This is a genomic window from Microbispora sp. NPDC049633 (genome assembly GCF_040675265.1).
Taxonomy (GTDB): Bacteria; Actinomycetota; Actinomycetes; order Streptosporangiales; family Streptosporangiaceae; genus Microbispora; species Microbispora maris.
Map to the genome: position 1 here is coordinate 1 of NZ_JBFAOO010000088.1, position 16433 is coordinate 16433.

12 protein-coding genes are annotated in these 16433 nt (G+C 75.1%); 10 read left to right on the forward strand and 2 right to left on the reverse strand.

All coding sequences use genetic code 11. The features are described 5' to 3' along the window. The coding region (locus tag AB0J39_RS22365; RefSeq protein ID WP_363467796.1) for an ATP-binding protein at positions 1 to 1125 on the reverse strand (1125 nt) is incomplete at its 3' end. Positions 1126 to 1210: 85 nt separating this feature from the next. On the opposite strand from AB0J39_RS22365, the gene AB0J39_RS22370 reads away from it, so the two are divergent. From AB0J39_RS22370 to AB0J39_RS22385, 4 genes are all read left to right on the forward strand, one after another. Continuing rightward, positions 1211 to 2695 carry a hypothetical protein gene (locus AB0J39_RS22370; protein ID WP_363467798.1) on the forward strand — a complete coding sequence of 495 codons (1485 nt, stop codon included), beginning with the start codon at positions 1211 to 1213 and terminating at the stop codon, positions 2693 to 2695. A gap of 76 nt (positions 2696 to 2771) precedes the next feature. Then, on the forward strand, positions 2772 to 3377 hold the full coding sequence (gene coaE / locus AB0J39_RS22375) for a dephospho-CoA kinase (protein WP_363467801.1): 606 nt from the start codon (positions 2772 to 2774) through the stop codon (positions 3375 to 3377). A 92-nt stretch (positions 3378 to 3469) separates the two neighbouring features. Then, on the forward strand, positions 3470 to 4330 hold the full coding sequence (locus AB0J39_RS22380; protein ID WP_363467804.1) for an alpha/beta hydrolase: 861 nt from the start codon (positions 3470 to 3472) through the stop codon (positions 4328 to 4330). Further along, a complete protein-coding gene (locus AB0J39_RS22385) occupies positions 4323 to 4904 on the forward strand; it encodes a WHG domain-containing protein (RefSeq protein ID WP_363467807.1) in 582 nt (193 codons plus the stop codon). Before AB0J39_RS22380 ends, AB0J39_RS22385 begins: the two co-directional genes overlap by 8 nt. On the opposite strand, the gene AB0J39_RS22390 is transcribed toward AB0J39_RS22385, so the two are convergent. Beyond that, positions 4873 to 10635 (reverse strand): TIR domain-containing protein, encoded by a 5763-nt coding sequence (locus AB0J39_RS22390; protein ID WP_363467810.1) that lies wholly within the window; start codon positions 10633 to 10635, stop codon positions 4873 to 4875. The two genes, AB0J39_RS22385 and AB0J39_RS22390, sit on opposite strands and share 32 nt — an antisense overlap. A gap of 78 nt (positions 10636 to 10713) precedes the next feature. Between AB0J39_RS22390 and AB0J39_RS22395 the strand changes: the two genes are divergently transcribed. From AB0J39_RS22395 to AB0J39_RS22420, 6 genes are all read left to right on the forward strand, one after another. Then, the gene (locus tag AB0J39_RS22395) at positions 10714 to 11904 is read left to right on the forward strand and encodes an SLC13 family permease (RefSeq protein ID WP_363467812.1); all 1191 of its coding nucleotides are present in this window, start codon (positions 10714 to 10716) and stop codon (positions 11902 to 11904) included. A gap of 115 nt (positions 11905 to 12019) precedes the next feature. Next, a complete protein-coding gene (locus tag AB0J39_RS22400) occupies positions 12020 to 12628 on the forward strand; it encodes a biotin transporter BioY (RefSeq protein WP_363467815.1) in 609 nt (202 codons plus the stop codon). 7 nt (positions 12629 to 12635) lie between these two features. Further along, on the forward strand, positions 12636 to 14009 hold the full coding sequence (locus AB0J39_RS22405) for an AMP-binding protein (RefSeq protein WP_363467818.1): 1374 nt from the start codon (positions 12636 to 12638) through the stop codon (positions 14007 to 14009). A 1-nt stretch (position 14010) separates the two neighbouring features. Next, complete coding sequence (locus AB0J39_RS22410; RefSeq protein WP_363467821.1) at positions 14011 to 15156, forward strand: thiolase family protein; 1146 nt, start codon at positions 14011 to 14013, stop codon at positions 15154 to 15156. Next, the gene (locus AB0J39_RS22415; protein WP_363467824.1) at positions 15157 to 15831 is read left to right on the forward strand and encodes an ABC transporter ATP-binding protein; all 675 of its coding nucleotides are present in this window, start codon (positions 15157 to 15159) and stop codon (positions 15829 to 15831) included. After that, entirely contained in the window at positions 15828 to 16433 is a 606-nt protein-coding gene (locus AB0J39_RS22420) for an energy-coupling factor transporter transmembrane protein EcfT (protein ID WP_363467827.1), read from the forward strand. The genes AB0J39_RS22415 and AB0J39_RS22420 overlap by 4 nt, the downstream gene beginning before the upstream one ends.

Below are 16433 nucleotides of genomic sequence, written 5' to 3' on the forward strand. Positions count from 1 at the left end.
GAGCAGTTCGAGCCGCCCGCCGTGCGCGGCCGCGATCGCCGCGACGATGGACAGCCCGAGGCCGGAGCCGTTCTCGGAGCCGGTGCGATCCGCGCCGAGCCGCTCGAAGGGCTGTGCGAGCCGGTCCACATCCCGCTGGTCGAGGACGCGCCCCCCGGTCTCCACGACGAGCCGGACCTCGGCGTCCTCCCGGAAGGTCTCGAGCCGGATCCAGCCGCCGTCCTCGTTGTGCGTCACGGCGTTGTCGACCACGTTCTCCACCAGGCGGGCGAGCAGCGCGGCGTCGCCCCGGGTGACCGCGCCTGCCCGCAGATCCTGGGTCACGCCGAGCCGCTTCGCCGCGATCCGGGTGGCGCGATCGGCGATCGCCCGCGCGGCCGGCCGAGCCAGATCGACGTCGGCGGGCCCGGTCATCGCGCCTGTCATCGCGCCTGTCATCGCGTCTGTCATCGCGCCGTGCTGGGCCCTCGCCAGCACGAGGAAGCCGTCGAGCAGTTCATCCACCCGGTCCAGCTGCGCACGCAGCCGGTCGCCCAGGACGAGCGTCTGCCGCGCCGCGCCGGGCTTGGCCACGGCGACGTCCAGCGACGCGCGCATGGTCGCCAACGGGGTCCGCAACTCGTGCGAGGCGTTGGCGACGAACCGGCGCTGGGCGGCGAACGACGCCTCCAGCCGCCCCAGCAGGGCGTCGATGGTGTCGGCGAGGTCCTTCACCTCGTCCGACGGGCCGCTGACGCCCAGCCGCCGGTCCAGGTTGTCGGCCGTGATGCGCCGGGTCGCCGCGCTGATCATCCGCAGCGGGCGCAGCACCCGGCGGGCGAGCGCCCGGCCGGCCAGCACGGACACGACCGCCATCACGATCAGCGCGAGCAGGGAACCGACCAGCAACTGCCGGGAGTGCTGCGCGTGCACCTCGGCCAGTTGCTCCCGCAGAAGGCCAACGCGCTGGTGCAGCTCGTCCAGGCCGGCCGCGGACGGGGGCAGCGGGCCGACGGGGACGCTGTGTCTTCCCCCGCCGGCGAGCAGGAAGGTGAGCGACAGCAGTCCGATTCCGGAGACGAGAAACACCCCGGCGTACAGGATCGTGAACCGGAGGCCCACGGTCCCGTTGCGCAACCTGATCACGCCTCCAGCATGCCGGGCCGGACCTAACAACGGGGTGACAGGGACGGTTCGGGCGGTATCAGGCCCGCACCCGTAGAACGGCGGCATGCTCACCAGAGAACTCCTCCACCGGGAGTGGGCGGCCTTCCGCCGCCCCGCCCGGCTGATCGCCCTGGCCGCGTCGGCCCTCGTCGTGATCGCCGCCGGCCTGCTGTCCGCCGCCGGAAACAGAGTGTCCTGCCAAGGGCCGTGCCCGGCCGATCCGGCCGCCGCGGACGGCTCGAACGTCGGCGACCGGTTCTGGTTCCTGCACCGCGACCTCGGCCGGGAGGGCGTCATCACCGTCCGGATGACCTCGATGACCGGCACGATCACCTATCCACCGCCCCACCATGACCGGATCGTCACGGGCCTGGTGCCGTGGGCGAAGGCCGGGATCATCATCAAGGACGGCGTCCGGCAGGGCTCCTCCTACGCGGCGCTCATGATGACCGGCGGGCACGGCGTGCGGATGCAGTACGACTACCGGCACGACATCGCCGCGGGCGAGGCCGCCCTCGTGCCGCGGTTCCCGCGCTGGTTGCGCCTGACGCGGTCCGGCGACACCGTCACCGGTTCCGAGTCGGCCGACGGCCGGCGCTGGCACACCGTGGGAACGGTGACACTGGCCGGTCTCCCGGCGACGGCGCAGGCCGGGCTGTTCGCCACGTCCCCCGGCGACCTCACGCTACGAGAGGTCGGGCTCGGCGGGGCGGTCGAGGAGAGCCGCTTCACGCAGGCCACCGGCGTCTTCGACCACGTCACGGTGGTGGGCGGGTCCGCCGGCCCGTGGCGCGGCGAGGCGGTCGGCGAGATGAACCAGACCGACTGGGAGAAGTATCACAACGCCTCCGGTGCGGTCGAGAGGGACGGCGTCGTCACCGTGAGCGGGACCGGCGACATCGGCCCGATCGGGAGCGAGGGCGCCGTCGCCGTCGAGCGGACGTTGCCCGGTTTGGTGATCATGCTGATCGTCGTCATCGTCCTGGCCGCCAGGTTCGGCGCCCGGCCGGACACGGCGGTGTCTCGCCGGGTCCTGACCGCCCGAGCCGTGGTGGTCGGCGCCGCGACCTTCGCGGCCGGGCTCGCCGCCGTCGGTGTGGTCCTGCCGGCCGGCGTCGCGATCCTCGGCGGCAACGGCGTCCCCGTGCAGCCGGTCTCCGCGCTGACCGGCGTCCGGGTCGTCGCCGGGACCGCGGTGGTGCTCGCCCTCTGCGCCGTCCTGGCGTACGGGCTGGGCGTTCTGCTGCGGCGCGGCCGGGCGGCGATCGCCCTCACGCTGTCGCTCGTCGCCGTGCCCTATGTGGTGACCGCGTTCCCGTTCCTGCCCGATGACGTGTCGCGATGGCTGCTGCGGCTCACCCCGGCCGCGGGCTTCGCCGTCCAGCAGACGGCGGTGGAATATCCGCAGGTGGTCGCCCACTACGCGCCGTCGGCCGGCTACTTCCCGCTCCCCGGCTGGGCGGGCTTCGCCGTGTTGTGCGCGTACACGGCGGCGGTCGTGTGGCCGGCCGTGAAGCGTACGCCGGGGGAGCGGCCCGCGCACCGATGACAGCGTGCCCGTCGCCGCGGTGACCCCCGCATGACCGAGTCGGGCATACCGCGAACCGCCCGATAGGCTGCGGCACGTGCTGAAGGTTGGCCTCACGGGCGGCATAGGTTCGGGCAAGAGCGAGGTGTCGCGCCGGCTCGCGGCCCGCGGCGCCGTCGTCATCGACGCGGACAAGATCGCCAGGGAGGTCGTGGAGCCGGGCACCCCCGGGCTCGCGGAGATCGTCGAGGCGTTCGGCGAGGACGTGCTCCGCCCCGACGGCACGCTCGACCGGGAGCGGCTCGGCGCCATCGTCTTCGCCGACGCGGAGAAGCTGAAGGTCCTCAACGGGATCGTCCACCCGAAGGTGGGCGAGCGCACCCAGCAGCTCCAGCGGGAGGCCCCGGACGACGCCGTCGTCGTCTACGACGTGCCGTTGCTCGCGGAGAACAACCTGGCCCCCCTGTACGACGTGGTCGTCGTGGTGGACACGCCGGACGAGGTCCGGCTGGACCGCCTGCGGCGTTTCCGCGGCATGCCGGAGGCGGACGCCCGTGCCCGGATCGCCGCTCAGGCCTCCCGGGAGGACCGGCTGAGGATCGCCGACATCGTCGTCGGCAACGAGGGTTCCCTGGAGGAGCTCGACGCCCGGGTCGACAAGGTCTGGCAGGACCTGAGCGCCCGGGTCTCCGCGGAGAACTGAAGCCCCACGAATCTACAACGTAAAGGCGCCGGCCCGGATCGTCGCCGCCTCGACCTTGACGGTCGTCGGCTAATGGCATTAGCCTTTGGGCTATGCACTTGAGCCTGGAGGGCGGCATGACGGAGTTCCTGAAGATCGACGGCGGCGAGATCGCGTACGACGTGACCGGGGAGGGCCCGCTGGTCGTGCTGGTCCCCGGCATGGGGATCACCCGGAACACCTACCGATTCCTCGCCCCGGTGCTGACCGCCGCCGGGTATCGCGTGGCGACCACCGACCTGCGTGGGCACGGCGAGTCGAGCCTCGGCTGGGACTCCTACACCCGCACCGACACCGCGAACGACATCGTCGCCCTGATCGAGCACCTGGGCGGGCCCGCCGTCGTCGTGGGGCACTCCTTCGCCGGGGGATCGGCCACGATCGCGGCGGCGCGGCGGCCCGAACTGGTCACCGCCCTGCTGGAGATCGCCCCGTTCACCCGGCCGCAGAAGCCCGACCTGGGCGCCCTGCTGCGCAACGGCCGCTACCGCACGGGCATGACGCGGCTCATGGGCGTGGCGCTCCTTCGCAGCGTCGGGCTCTGGAAGAGCTACCTCGACCACGCCTACCCGGGCGTCAAGCCGGCCGACTGGACGGACTATCTGGCCGCCTTGGACAAGGACCTGCGCAGGCCCGGCCGCATGGCCGTGGTCAGCGCCATGGGGGCGTCCGCGCCCGGGGACGCCGGCGCGCACCTCGACGGCATCCGGTGCCCGGCCCTGGTGGTGATGGGCACCCGCGACCCCGACTGGGCCGACCCCCGCGCCGAGGCGGACGGGATCGTCGCCGGCATGCCGGCCGGGCTCGGGAAAGTGGTGGTGATCGAGGGCGCCGGGCACTACCCGCACGCGCAGCACCCCGACGAGGTCGCCGCCGCGATGCTCGCCTTCCTCGGAGAGCGGGCCCGTGGCTAGGGCGCCGCTGTCCCCGGACGCCGTCGTCGACCTCGCGCTGCGGATCGTGGACGAGGAGGGCCCCGACGCGCTCACCCTGTCCGCGGTCGCCGGGCGCGCGGGGGTCGCCACCCCCTCGCTCTACAAACACGTGCGCAACCTCGCCGAGTTGCGGGTCCTCGTCTCCGGGCGGGTGCTGGGCGAGCTGACGGAGGTCGCGAGCGAGGCGGTGCTCGGCCGGTCCGGCGACGAGGCGCTGCGCGCCCTGATGGACGGCTGGCGCTCCTACGCCGCCCGGCACCCGCACCGTTACTCGGCCCTGATCCAGTCGCCTCGGCCGGAGACGGCCGAGGCGGGGGACCGGCTGATCGGCATCATCCTCGCCGCGCTGCGGGCGTACGGGCTGGAGGGCTCGGCCGCGATCCACGCGGTCCGCTGCCTGCGCGCCGCCATGCACGGCTTCGCCGTCCTGGAGGCGGCGGGCGCCTTCCAACTGGGCGAGGACCTCGACGAGAGCCACGCCCTGCTGGCGCACATGGTCGTCTCCGGGCTCCGGACCCTTCCTAGAACGGCTCGTCCAGGGCCAGACGCCTGACCTCGGGCAGGTACTCGTCCAGCTCGCCGGGTTCGAACCGGCACATGCCGATCACGTACCAGAACTGGCCCGTCACGTCGCCCTCCAGCTTGTACAGCCCGCCGGGCGAGAACGCGGCCCAGCCCTCCGACAGGCCGAGCAGGGTGGCGCGGCGTTCGCGGCGGGCGACGTCCCACACGATCACCACGCCGTCGTCCCCGGCGCTGGCGAGCAGGTCGCCGGAGGGGTGGAAGGCGACCGACCAGACCCGGCGGCCGTGCCCGGCGAGGGACCCGACGCGCGCGCCGGAGGCCGGGTCCCACAGGTGGACGGCGAGGTCGTCCCCGGCGGTGGCGAGCAGGTCGCCCGAAGGGCTGAACGCCGCCGTCCACAGCCGCCCGCCCCCGTCGAGCGCACGCAGGCACTCGCCGGAGGCCGGGTCCCACAGGCGGGCGGTGCCGTCGTTGCTCGCGCTCGCCAGCAGGTCGCCCGACGGGGAGAAGGCCACCGCGTACACCCGGTCGTCGTGCCCGCTCAGCGTCGCCACCCATCGACCGGTAGGCACGTCCCACAGCCGGACCTTGCGGTCGTCACAGCCGGTGGCCACGAGCCGGCCGTCGGGACCGAACGCGATCGACCTGACCCGTCCCCGGTGCCCGCTGAGGTTGGCGACCTGGCGGCCGGAGGGGCGGTACCACAGCCGGACGCTGTCGTCGTCGTTCGCGGTGGCCAGCAGTTGCCCGTCGGGGCTGAACGCCTCCGCCCACACATGGTCGGTCTCCACGTTGAGCTCGCGCTCGTACGTCCCGGCGACCGGGTTCCACAGGTAGACGCCGCCGTCGTTGCTCGCGGTGGCGCGCAGCGGCCCGGCCGGGCTGAAGACGGCCGACACCAGCCGGTCGGCCGTCCCGGTGAGCGAGCGCAGGCGGCGGCCCGTGACCGGGTCCCACAGCCGTACGTAACCGTCGTTGCCGCAGGCGGCGAGCATGCCGCCGTCGGCGGAGAACCGCACGGACGTGACGCGGCGGCCGTGGCCGCGCAGCGTCTGGACACACTGGCCGGTGTGGGGGTCCCACAGCCGGGCGGTGCCGTCGTTGCTGCCGGTCGCGAGCTGCCGGCCGTCCGGGCGGAACGCGAACGGCCACACCGATCCCCGGTGCCCGGTCAGCTCGGCCCGCGACTGGCCGGTGCGGTGGTCCCAGAGCCGGACGACCCCGTCGCTGTCACCGGTCGCCAGCAGGTCGCCGGTGGGATCGAACAGCACCTGGTAGACCGCGCCGCGGTGCCCGGGCAGGCTGCCGGCCGCCGAGCCGGTGACCGGGTCCCAGAGCCGTACGGCTCCCTCGGTGTCGCCGGAGGCGAGCAGCCGGCCCTCCGGATGGAAGGCGAGGGTGTAGATCCGTCCGGGATGACCGGTCAGCTCGTGCAGCGCGGCGCCGGTGCGGGGGTCCCAGATGCGCAGCACGCCCTGGCCGTCCCCGGCGGCCAGGCGGGTGCCGTCGGGGCTGGGGGCCAGGCGGTAGACGGCCCCGCTGTGGCCGTGCAGGTGGTGCCGCACCCGCCCGGTGGCGAGGTCCCACACGCGGATCGCCCCCGCGCTGTCGCCGGTCACCAGCAGTCCCGGCAGGAACACGGCCGTGTAGATCGGGGCGGTGTGGCCCGGCAGCTCCCACTCCGGCTCCCCGGACCTCCAGACCCGCATGATCCCGTCCGCGCCGCCGGCCGCGACGAGGTCGCCGGAGGTGACGACGGGCCACACTCCCTCGGCATGAGCGCGCAGGACGTGCGACGGCTCGCCGGTGGCCGGATCCCACACCCGGACGGTTCCGTCGCTCGCACCGGTCACCAGCCCGGCCTCGCCGTAGGCGACCTTGTAGACGCGGCCCCGGTGGCCCTGCAGCGTGCGCAGGACGGACCCGGTGACGCTGTCGCAGATCAGGACGCCGCCGTCCTCCCCGCCCAGGGCGAGCACGCCGCCGTCTGGGCGGTAGGCGACCGGTTCGGGCAGGCGGCTGCTCTCGAAGTGGTAGCCGTACGGCACGCCGACGACGGCGGGGGCCGGCTCGGCGCCGACCCGGCCGCCGGCGGCACCGGGGCCGCCGGGCGCGACGGCGGCGCCGCGCAGCTCCGGCGCTCCCCGGGGGACGCCGGTCACGTCGATGAGCGCGGCCCGGTCCCAGCGGCTGCCCTCGACGGCGGCGTCCCGCAGGTCGGCGCGGGCGAGCCGGGCCCGGGTGAAATCGGCCCCGCGCAGGTCGGCGCCGACGAGGACGGCCTCGTCGAGGCGAGCCCCGGCCAGCCGGGCGTCCCGCAGCACGGCGTGGGACAGGTCGGCCCCGACGAGCCGGGCGTCGGTCAGGTCGGCGCCGGTGAGGTCCACGCCCTGCAGTTCCCGGTACGACAGGTCCTCGCCGCTGAGCCGTGCTCCGCGCAGGTCGGTCCTGGCCGAGGTGCGCAGCCGGGTGGTCACCTTGATGGCGTTGGCCCGCGCCACGTCGCCCGCGCCGGGGGAGGCGAGCGTGCGGGCCGCCCACGCCTGCAGCCGCGAGGCGTCGGCCAGGTCGCACAGGAAGTCGACGGCCAGCGCCGACAGCGGCCGCAGGCCCAGGCCCCCCGCGTGGCCGGCGCCGAGCGAGTCCGCGAGGTGCCGGGCCACCAGCCATTCCACGACCGAGGCGTGGATGAACCCGAACAACCCCTCGTCCGTGCGCACCAGCAGGCTGCCGGCTCCGACGGCGTGCACGGCCTGCTCGGGCGTCAGCCGCGTGACCGCCTGCCCTCCCGCGGTCCCGGCGCCGTCCGCGTCCGGCGGGCGGGAGGATCCCGGGTCCGCACCCGGTCCGTACGGCACGCGGGTCTGCGCGTCGGCGGCCAGGCCGGTGAGCGTGTCGGCGGCCTCGGCCAGCTCCGCCGGCCGCAGGTAGGTCTCGCCGGTCTCCCACAGCCGCAGCGCGAGCGTGGTCGCGGCCCGCCACAGCTCCTCGCGGGTCAGCCCGCCGGGGGCCCCGGCCACGCCGCGTACGCGGTCCTCCTCGAAGGCGAGCCACGTGTCGAGGATCTCCTGGTAGAGACCGGCGGCGCTGATCGCCTCCCCGGCCTGGGCCACGGCGCGCAGCCGTTCGGCGGGCAGGTCGGCGATGAAGCTGAGCATGCGCGGGTTGTGCGCCAGGCCGAGCAGGTCGGCGATGCCCGTGAGCAGGGCCATCCGTTCGTCGGCCGCCTGCTGCGAGCCGTACCGGTTGACCAGGTACGCGCGGATCTGCTCCTCGGTGAACTCCTCGATGCTGAGCACCCGGCGGTTGGGCAGCAGGCCGACCTTCTCCCCGAGGGCGGTCATCACCTGGCTGCGCGACTTGAAGTGCTGGGTGCGCCCGGCCACGACGATCTTCGCCTTGTCCTCCGCCGCGCGCAGCAGCGTGTCGAGGTGGTCGGCCGCCCGTTCGTACGTCACGCGGGTGACCAGTTCGTCGAAGCCGTCGAACAGCAGCACGATGCGGCCCTGGCGCAGCATGTAGTGGAACGCCTTGAGGTCGATCAGCTCCTCGCCGTGGTTGGCGAGGTGCGCCGCGACCAGCCCGGCGACCGAGTGCGCCTTGTCGAGGGCGCGCAGCTCGATCAGGATCGGCGTGAGGTGCGGCAGCTCGGCGGGGATGCGCCGGGCCACCTCACGCAGCGAGAACGTCTTGCCGCGCCCGAAGTCGCCGAGCACGAGCGCGAACCGCCCGTGGTCGGCCGCGAGCAGCCGCATCAGCTCGCCGGTCAGGTCGTCGCGCACCTCGCCACCGGTCCGGTCGAGCTCCCGGAACCGCTGCGGCACGTACAGCTCGGGCGGATAGCGGCGGTCGCCGCGCAGCCTGGCCGTCTGCCCCGCCACGTAGGACGACAGGTCGAGCAGGCCCTGGAACTCGGTGAAGCTGCGCAGCCGCAGCCCGCGCCGCAGAGCGTCGTCGCGTAACGCCCGGGGCGCCTGGGGCCCCTGGTAGACCAGCTCGGCGGCGTGTTCCAGCCCCGCCGCGTGGACGTGGCCGAGGAACGCCTCGACCCGCTCCTGGCTCAGCTCCCCGGCGTGCGCGCCGATCAGGACCTGGCGCACGAACCCGTCCTCGGGGTGGGTGACGAGCAGGCGCGGCGGCTCGCCCGCGACGCGGCGTATCTTGGCCCGTTCGAAGCGGGTCTCGCAGACCTCGGCGATCCGGTCCAGCAGCAGGTCGGCCGGGCCCGCGGGCTCCTCGGGCTCCGGCGCCGGCTCGGGAGCGGCCGCCGCGGTGGCCTGGGGCCGCCAGCCGCGCCAGACGTACGGCAGGACCTCGGCGTCGCGCAGCTCGGGGCGGTCCCGGGCCCACCGGCGCAGTCCCTCCGGGGTGAGCTGGAGGATCTGGTGACGGCCCGGGGCGAGCGCGGGCACGCACGGCAGCCCCTCCAGCTCCCAGACCTCCTCCGGCCCGCCGCGCCGCGCGTCGCGCCCGTGGACGAGCAGGTCGAGCCGGGAGCCGAGCAGCCGTTCCAGGGTGGCGGCGTCACGCAGGCCGGGGCGCGGCGGATGGGCGACGGCGCCGATCCGCAGCCATCCCTCGAACGGCCGCAGCCGCTCGGCGAACCACGCGGCCTGGGCCTCGCCGACGAAGCCGTGGTCGTCCTCCTCGCGGTGGCTCATCGCGATCGTGGAGTTGATCCCGGCGACGACGGTGCGCAGCTCGGGCAGCTCGAACAGCGTCCAGGGCTGGGCGCTGTCGAAGGCCGGGCCGTCGAGGCCCTGGTACAGCTCGCCGAAGAGCGTGGAGAAGTGCCGCCACTTCGGCCAGTACGGCGGCTGCGGGCGCACGTCGTCGGCCTCGCAGGTCGCGAAGTAGGCCCGGCAGGCCGCCTTGGTGACGTCGCGGGGGCCGGGGACGACGACCAGCCGTCCGGGTTCCAGCCCCAGCAGCACCCGCAGCCCGGTGAGGAACGCGAGGGCCTGCTCGCACTCGCGGATGCTGCCCGACTCGGTGAGGTCGCCGGTCACCATCAGCAGGTCGGGCCGGGGGACCCCGGCGTCGGCGAGGCGGGTCAGGTCGGCCCACACGCTCGCCTGCAGCTCGCCCGCGTCGAGCGGCTCGTCGGCCTCCGCCAGCCCGCGTCCGAACCGCGGCCCGGCGACGTGCAGCACGGTCACCGAGGAGGCGCCGCCCGCGCGCTCGGCCGTCGGGAAGGACGGTTCGGCGGCCGGGGTGCGCCGGGCCCGTGGCACCCGTACGGCGGGGGGCGCGGGGTCGGCGGCGGGCTGGAGGGCCTGCCTGTCCGGCCCGGCCGGGAACCGGGGTGGCTCGGCCGGCTTGGCCCGGCCCGCCAGCGCCTGCCGGATCCGGGTCAGCAGCAGCCGCCGCGCCTCGGCGGGATCGGTCACGCCGAGGAGGTCCACCCAGGTGATCGTGGACAGCAGGCCGTCGAGCGGGCAGTCCTCCAGACGGACCGTCACGAGCTTGTTGGACGGGTTGTCCGGATCGGCGCGCAGCGCCGCCTGCCATTCGAGCCTGCCGTACCGGGAACCCAGGTAGTTGCGGGTGAGGACCGCGACGACCAGGTCGGCCTCGCTCACCCCGCGGTCCATGAAGTCGATGAAGTTGGTGCCCGGCACGAAGTCCCACGCCTGCAGCATCGTGCGGTAGCCGGCGGCTTCGAGCTGCCAGGCGATCCAGGTCGCCCACCGCTCGTCGGCGGGGGAGTAGCTGACGAAGATCTCGGTCCGCGCGTCCCCCCGCCCGCTGTGCGTCATGAGGCCCAGTATTACCGCTGCCGCCGACGGTTTGGAGGGGGTTCGATCATCATCCGGCAGCCGATATAGGGTGTGCGCGTGGCGACCGGGCTGCGGCGACTGAGCGTTCTCGACTTGATCAGGTTCGGGCTGCTCGCGGCGGGCCTGGTCTTCGTGGCCACCGGCCTGCTGCCGGCCGAGGAGGCCAGGGGCAGCATCGAACGCATCGCCCCTCTGCTGCTGTTCCTCGGCGCGGTGATCGTGCTGGCGGAGCTGACCAAGGAGGCGCAGGTCTTCGACGTCATCGCGACCCGCATCGCGATCGTCGGCCGGGGCAGCTACGCGGTTCTCTTCCTGTTCTGTACGGCTTTCGCCTCGCTGGTCACGATCTTCCTCAACCTGGACACGACGGCCGTCCTGCTGACGCCGGTCATGCTGGCCCTTGCGCCGCGCGCGAAGATCGCGCCGCTGCCGCTCGTGATGACCACGGTCTGGCTGGCCAACACCGCCAGCCTGCTGCTGCCGGTCTCCAACCTCACCAACCTGCTCGCCATGAACCGGGTCGCGCTGACCACGCAGGGGTTCGCCGCGCGCATGTGGGCTCCGCAGGCCGTGTCGATCGCGGTGACGATGGCGTTCCTATGGGTGTTCTACTGGCGGCGGGGAGAGCGGGGCGAGGACCGCTACGAGCCGCCGCCACCGGTTCCCGTGGCCGACCGGGTGCTGTTCGGCGTCGCGGGGGTGGCGTGCCTGCTGTTCATCGCCGCGATCCTGGCGGGGGTGGAGATCGGCGTCGCGGCCCTCGTCGCGGCGGTCGCGGTGGTCGCCGCCTTCGCCTGGCGCGACCGGGCCAAGCTCGTGTGGGGCCTGATCCCCTGGCGGCTGCTGGTCTTCGTCACCGGGCTGTTCCTCGTGGTCCCGACGCTCAGCCGCCTCGGCCTGGCCGACGTCATGCGCGCGCTCGTCGGCGCGGGCGGCGACGGGGACGGCGCCTACCGCGCGGCCGCCGCCGGAGCCGCGCTGTCCAACGTGCTCAACAACCTCCCGGCGTACGTCGCGGGCGAGCAGGTCATCCCCGCGGCCAACCACACGCAGCTGCTGTCGCTGCTCGCGGGCACCAACCTGGGCCCCGTGATCACGCCCTGGGGCTCGCTCGCGACGCTGTTGTGGTTCGAGTGGTGCCGGCGGGGAGACGTGCGGGTGCCGCTGGCCAAGTTCGTCGCGACCGGCGCGGGCCTCGCCCTGGCCGGTCTCGCCGCCACGGTCACCGTCCTGGTCCTCACCGCCTGAGCCGCCGCCCGGCCGGGAGCCGGCCCACGGCTATGGCCGCCGCTGAGAACGACACGGCGAAAAGTTGTGGGTTTCCTCATTCGCCGGATGGAGGGTCTTGGTATGGGATCGATTCGTGACAGATGAACAGAGCACGCCGAAGCGGCGCTTCCCCGCGGCGGACATCGCCAGAGTCAGCGTGTTCGCCGCGCTGATCGCCGTGCTCGGCCTGCCGGGCGCGCTGAACGTCTTCGGCGACGCGGTGCCGATCACGCTGCAGACACTCGGCGTCATGCTCGCCGGGGCGATCCTGGGCACGTGGCGGTCCGCCCTCGCCGTGACGGTCCTGCTCGTGCTGGTCGCCGCGGGGCTGCCCCTGCTGGCCGGCGGACGCGGCGGGCTCGGCGTCTTCACCGGTCCCTCGGCCGGCTTCCTGCTCGGCTGGCTCCCCGGCGCGGCCCTGACCGGGTGGATCGTCGAACGCGGCGGACGCTCGCCGTCCACGGTCCGGTTGGTGACCGCCTGCCTGGCCGGCGGCGTCGGCGTCGTCTACCTGTTCGGCATCCCCGTGCAGGCCCTGGTCACCGGGCTGTCCCTGGGCAAGACCGCGCTCCTCAGCGCCACATTCCTACCGGGCGACCTGGCCAAGGCCGTGCTGGCGTCGATCGTGGCGCGGGGCACCCAGCGGGCCTACCCGGACGCGGTCCCGGCGGTGCACCGCGAGCGGCTCAGGGCAGGGGGGTGACCCACCCGTGCCGGTAGCCGCGCAGGTCATGCGGCACGCCGCCGTCCGCCCCCGGCGGATCGCGGTGTCCGGTCCCGGGGGGGACCTGACCTATGCCGAGCTCGCGGCCCGGGCCGGCCGCGCCGCTCGCCGCCTCGCCGACGACGGGATCGGGCGCGACGCGCTCGTCGCGGCCGGTCAGGCCGATCCGGCGGCCCTGCTCGTCGCCGTGCTCGCCGCCGACCTGGCGGGGGTCACGCCGCTGTTGTGCGACCACGCGTGGAACGAGGAACGACGGGCGCAGGTCATGGCCGCGGTGCCGGTCGCCGCCCGATTCGACGACCCGCTCCCCGAGGCGGACGGCCCGCCCGTGCGGCACCGCCCCGGGCCGGACGACCTCACCTGGGCCTGCTTCAGCTCCGGCAGCACCGGCAGGCCCCGCGCCGTGGTGCGCGGCCGCGCCTCGTGGACCGGGTCGTTCGCCCACCTGGACGAGCTGACCGGGATCGGCCCCGGCGACGTCGTGCTGATCCCCGGCCCGCTGGTCTCCTCCCTGTACGGCTTCGCCGCCGTGCACACGCTGGCGGCGGGCGCGACGGCCGTGGTGCCCGGCCGGTGGTCGCCGGGCGCGCTGGCCGGGCAGTTGCGGCGGGCCACCGTGGTGCATGTGGTGCCGCACCGGCTGCCCGCCGTGCTGGACGTCTTGGCCGCGGCCGGGGGCCCGCTGCGCACCGCCGTGGTCGGCGGTGCGGCGATGGACGCCGCCGCCCGGACCCGGGCGACGGCGGCCGGAGTGCGTGTGGTGTCCTATTACGGCGCCACCGAGCTGTCGTTCGTCGCCGTGGACGCCGACGGATCCGGGCTGCGGCCCTTCCCGGGCGTCGAGGTCGACGTCAGGGCGTTGCCCGGGCAGGCCCTCGGCGAGGTGTGGGTGCGCTCCCCGTGGCTCTGCGAGGGCTACCTGGCCGGTGCGACGGGCCCTCTCCGGCGGGACGCCGGCGGCTGGATGACGGTCGGCGACCTGGCGGAGCCGTACCGGCCGGGCGAGGTCCTGCGGCTGCGCGGCCGGGGCGACGGCGCGATCCAGACCGGCGGCGCCACCGTGGTGCCCGAGGACGTCGAGGAGGTGCTGCGGAAGGTGCCGGGAGTGGACGACGTGGTCGTGGTCGGCACGCCGCACCCGCACCTGGGCGCCGTGGTCACCGCGGTCGTCGAGGGCGAGGACGCGTCACGGGCGGCGCTGGAGGCGACGGCGCGCGCCGAGCTCGACCCGGCGCAGCGCCCCCGCCGCTGGTACGCGGCCCGGTCCCTGCCCCGCACCCCCACCGGCAAGGCGGCCCGCGGCCTCGTCGCCGCCCGTCTCGCCGCCGGCGGCGACCCCGGCCTGCGAAGGCTCGGCTGACATGGACGAGCAGGCGGTCGTCGTGGCGGCCCGCCGCACTCCCATCGGCACCGCCGGCCACGCGTACCGGGCCCTGACGGCCGACCGGCTCGCCGCGCCCGTCATCGGAGCGGTCGCCCGCGACGTGGCGCACCTCGGCGTCCCGGTCGACGACGTGGTGCTGGGCAACTGCACGGGACCCGGGGGCAACCTGGCGCGGGTCAGCGCGCTCGCCGCCGGGATGGGCCACGAGGTGCCCGGCGTCACCGTCGACCGGCAGTGCGGCAGCGGGCTCGCGGCGATCCTGCTGGCCGCCCAGGCGGTCCGCTGCGGCGACGCGGACCTGGTCGTCGCCGGGGGCGTCGAGAGCGCCTCCACCGCGCCGCTGCGGGCGCACCGGCACGAGGGTGAGCCGGCCGTGCCGTACGAGCGGGCGCCGTTCGCCCCCGCGGGGCACCCCGACCCGGACATGGGCGCGGCCGCCGAGGCGCTCGCCGCCGCGCGCGGCGTGACCAGGGAGCGCCAGGACGCGTACGCCTGCCGGAGCCACGCGCGGGCGCTGGCCGGGCGGGAGGCCGGCCGGTTCGCGCGCGAGATCGTCCCGATCGGCGGCCGCGTGGACGACCAGCGCCCGCGCGTGCTGCGGCCGGAGTCGCTGGCCCGGCTGCCCGCCGCGTTCGTGCCGGGGGGTACGGTGACGGCCGGCAACTCCTCCCCGGTCAGCGACGGGGCCGCGGCGGTCGCGGTCGTGCCCGAGCGGCTGCGCGCGGCGGCCGGTCTGCCCGGGCTGCGCCTGCTGGCGGGCGCCGTCGTCGGCTGCGACCCCGCGCTGCCCGGGTGGGGACCGGTGCCCGCCGTACGGCGGGTGCTGCGGCGGGCCGGAGCGGACCTGGAGAGGGTGGCGGCGGTGGAGATCGTGGAGGCGTTCGCGGCGCAGGTGCTCGCGGTCACCGACGCGCTCGGCCTCGATCCCCTCGGCGCGGACTCCGAGCGCGTGTGCGCCGACGGCGGCGCGCTCGCCCTCGGCCACCCCTGGGGCGCGAGCGGCGCCGTGGTGGTGACCCGGCTGTTCAGCCGGCTGGCCGGGGCGCCGAAGGGGACACTGGGCCTGGCGGCGGTCGCGGTCGGCGGCGGTCTCGGGATCGCCGCCCTGTTCGAGGTGGTGTGAGTGATCCGGCTGGAGGACGTCCATGTGCGGCTCGGGCAGCGGGAGGTGCTGCGCGGCGTCACGGCCTCGCTGAGCGAGCGCCGCGTGGGCGTGGTCGGGGCCAACGGCTCGGGCAAGAGCACGCTCGCCCGCCTGGTCAACGGGCTGGTCCTGCCGTCCTCGGGCACCGTGACGGTGTCCGGGCTCGACACCCGCCGCCACGCGGCCCGCATCCGGCGCGGCGTGGGGTTCCTGTTCACCGACCCGGACGCGCAGATCGTGATGCCCACGGTGGCCGAGGACGTGGCCTTCTCGCTGCGCCGCAAAGGGCTGGCGCGCGCGGAGGTCGAGCGCCGGGTGCGGGAGGTCCTGGAGAGGTACGGCCTCGCGGAGCACGCCGACCATCCCGCCCACCACCTGTCCGGCGGCCAGAAGCAACTGCTCGCCCTCTGCTCGGTGCTGGTGCTCGAACCGGAGATCCTGGTCATGGACGAGCCGACCACGCTGCTCGACCTGCGCCACTCCCGGCAGGTCGCGGCGCTGCTGCGGGACCTGCCGCAGCAGGTGGTCGTGGTCACCCACGACCTCGCGCTGCTGGAGGACTTCGACCGGGTGCTCGTGATCGACGAGGGCCGGATCGTCGCCGACGCCGATCCCGTCACCGCGATCGACCACTACCGGAAGACGATGGCGTGACCGGGCTCACCGGCGCCTACGTGCCGGGCGGATCGCTCCTGCACCGGCTGCCCGCGGGCGCCAAGCTCGCCGGGCTCGCCGTGTCCTGCACCGCGCTCCTGCTGCTGCGCTCGCCCGCCGCGCTGGCGGCCGCCGCGGCCGTCGTGGTGCTGCTGTACGCCGTGTCCGGGGTCGGCGCCGCGGCGGCCTGGGCGCAGGTGCGGCCCGTCCGCTGGTTCGCCGTGGCCCTGTTCTGCGTGCAGCTGGTCTTCGCCGACCTGCCCGCGGCGGCGTCCTCCACGCTGCGCGTCGTGCTCGCCGTCGCCCTGGCCGGACTGGTCACGCTCACGACGCGCACCGGCGCGCTCATGGCCTGCCTGGAGCGCTGCCTCGCCCCCGTCAGGTTCGCCGGGCTGGACCCGTTCCGCCTGTCGCTGCTGCTGTCCCTCACGCTGCGCAGCGTGCCGGTGATGGCGGACCTGGTCACCCGGGTGCGGGACGCCCAGCGCGCCAGAGGGGTCGAGCGCAGCGCGCGCGCCTTCGCCGTCCCGCTGGTGGTCGGCGCCCTGCGGCACGCCGACGCGCTGGGCGAGGCGCTCGCCGCACGCGGCCTCGACGACTGA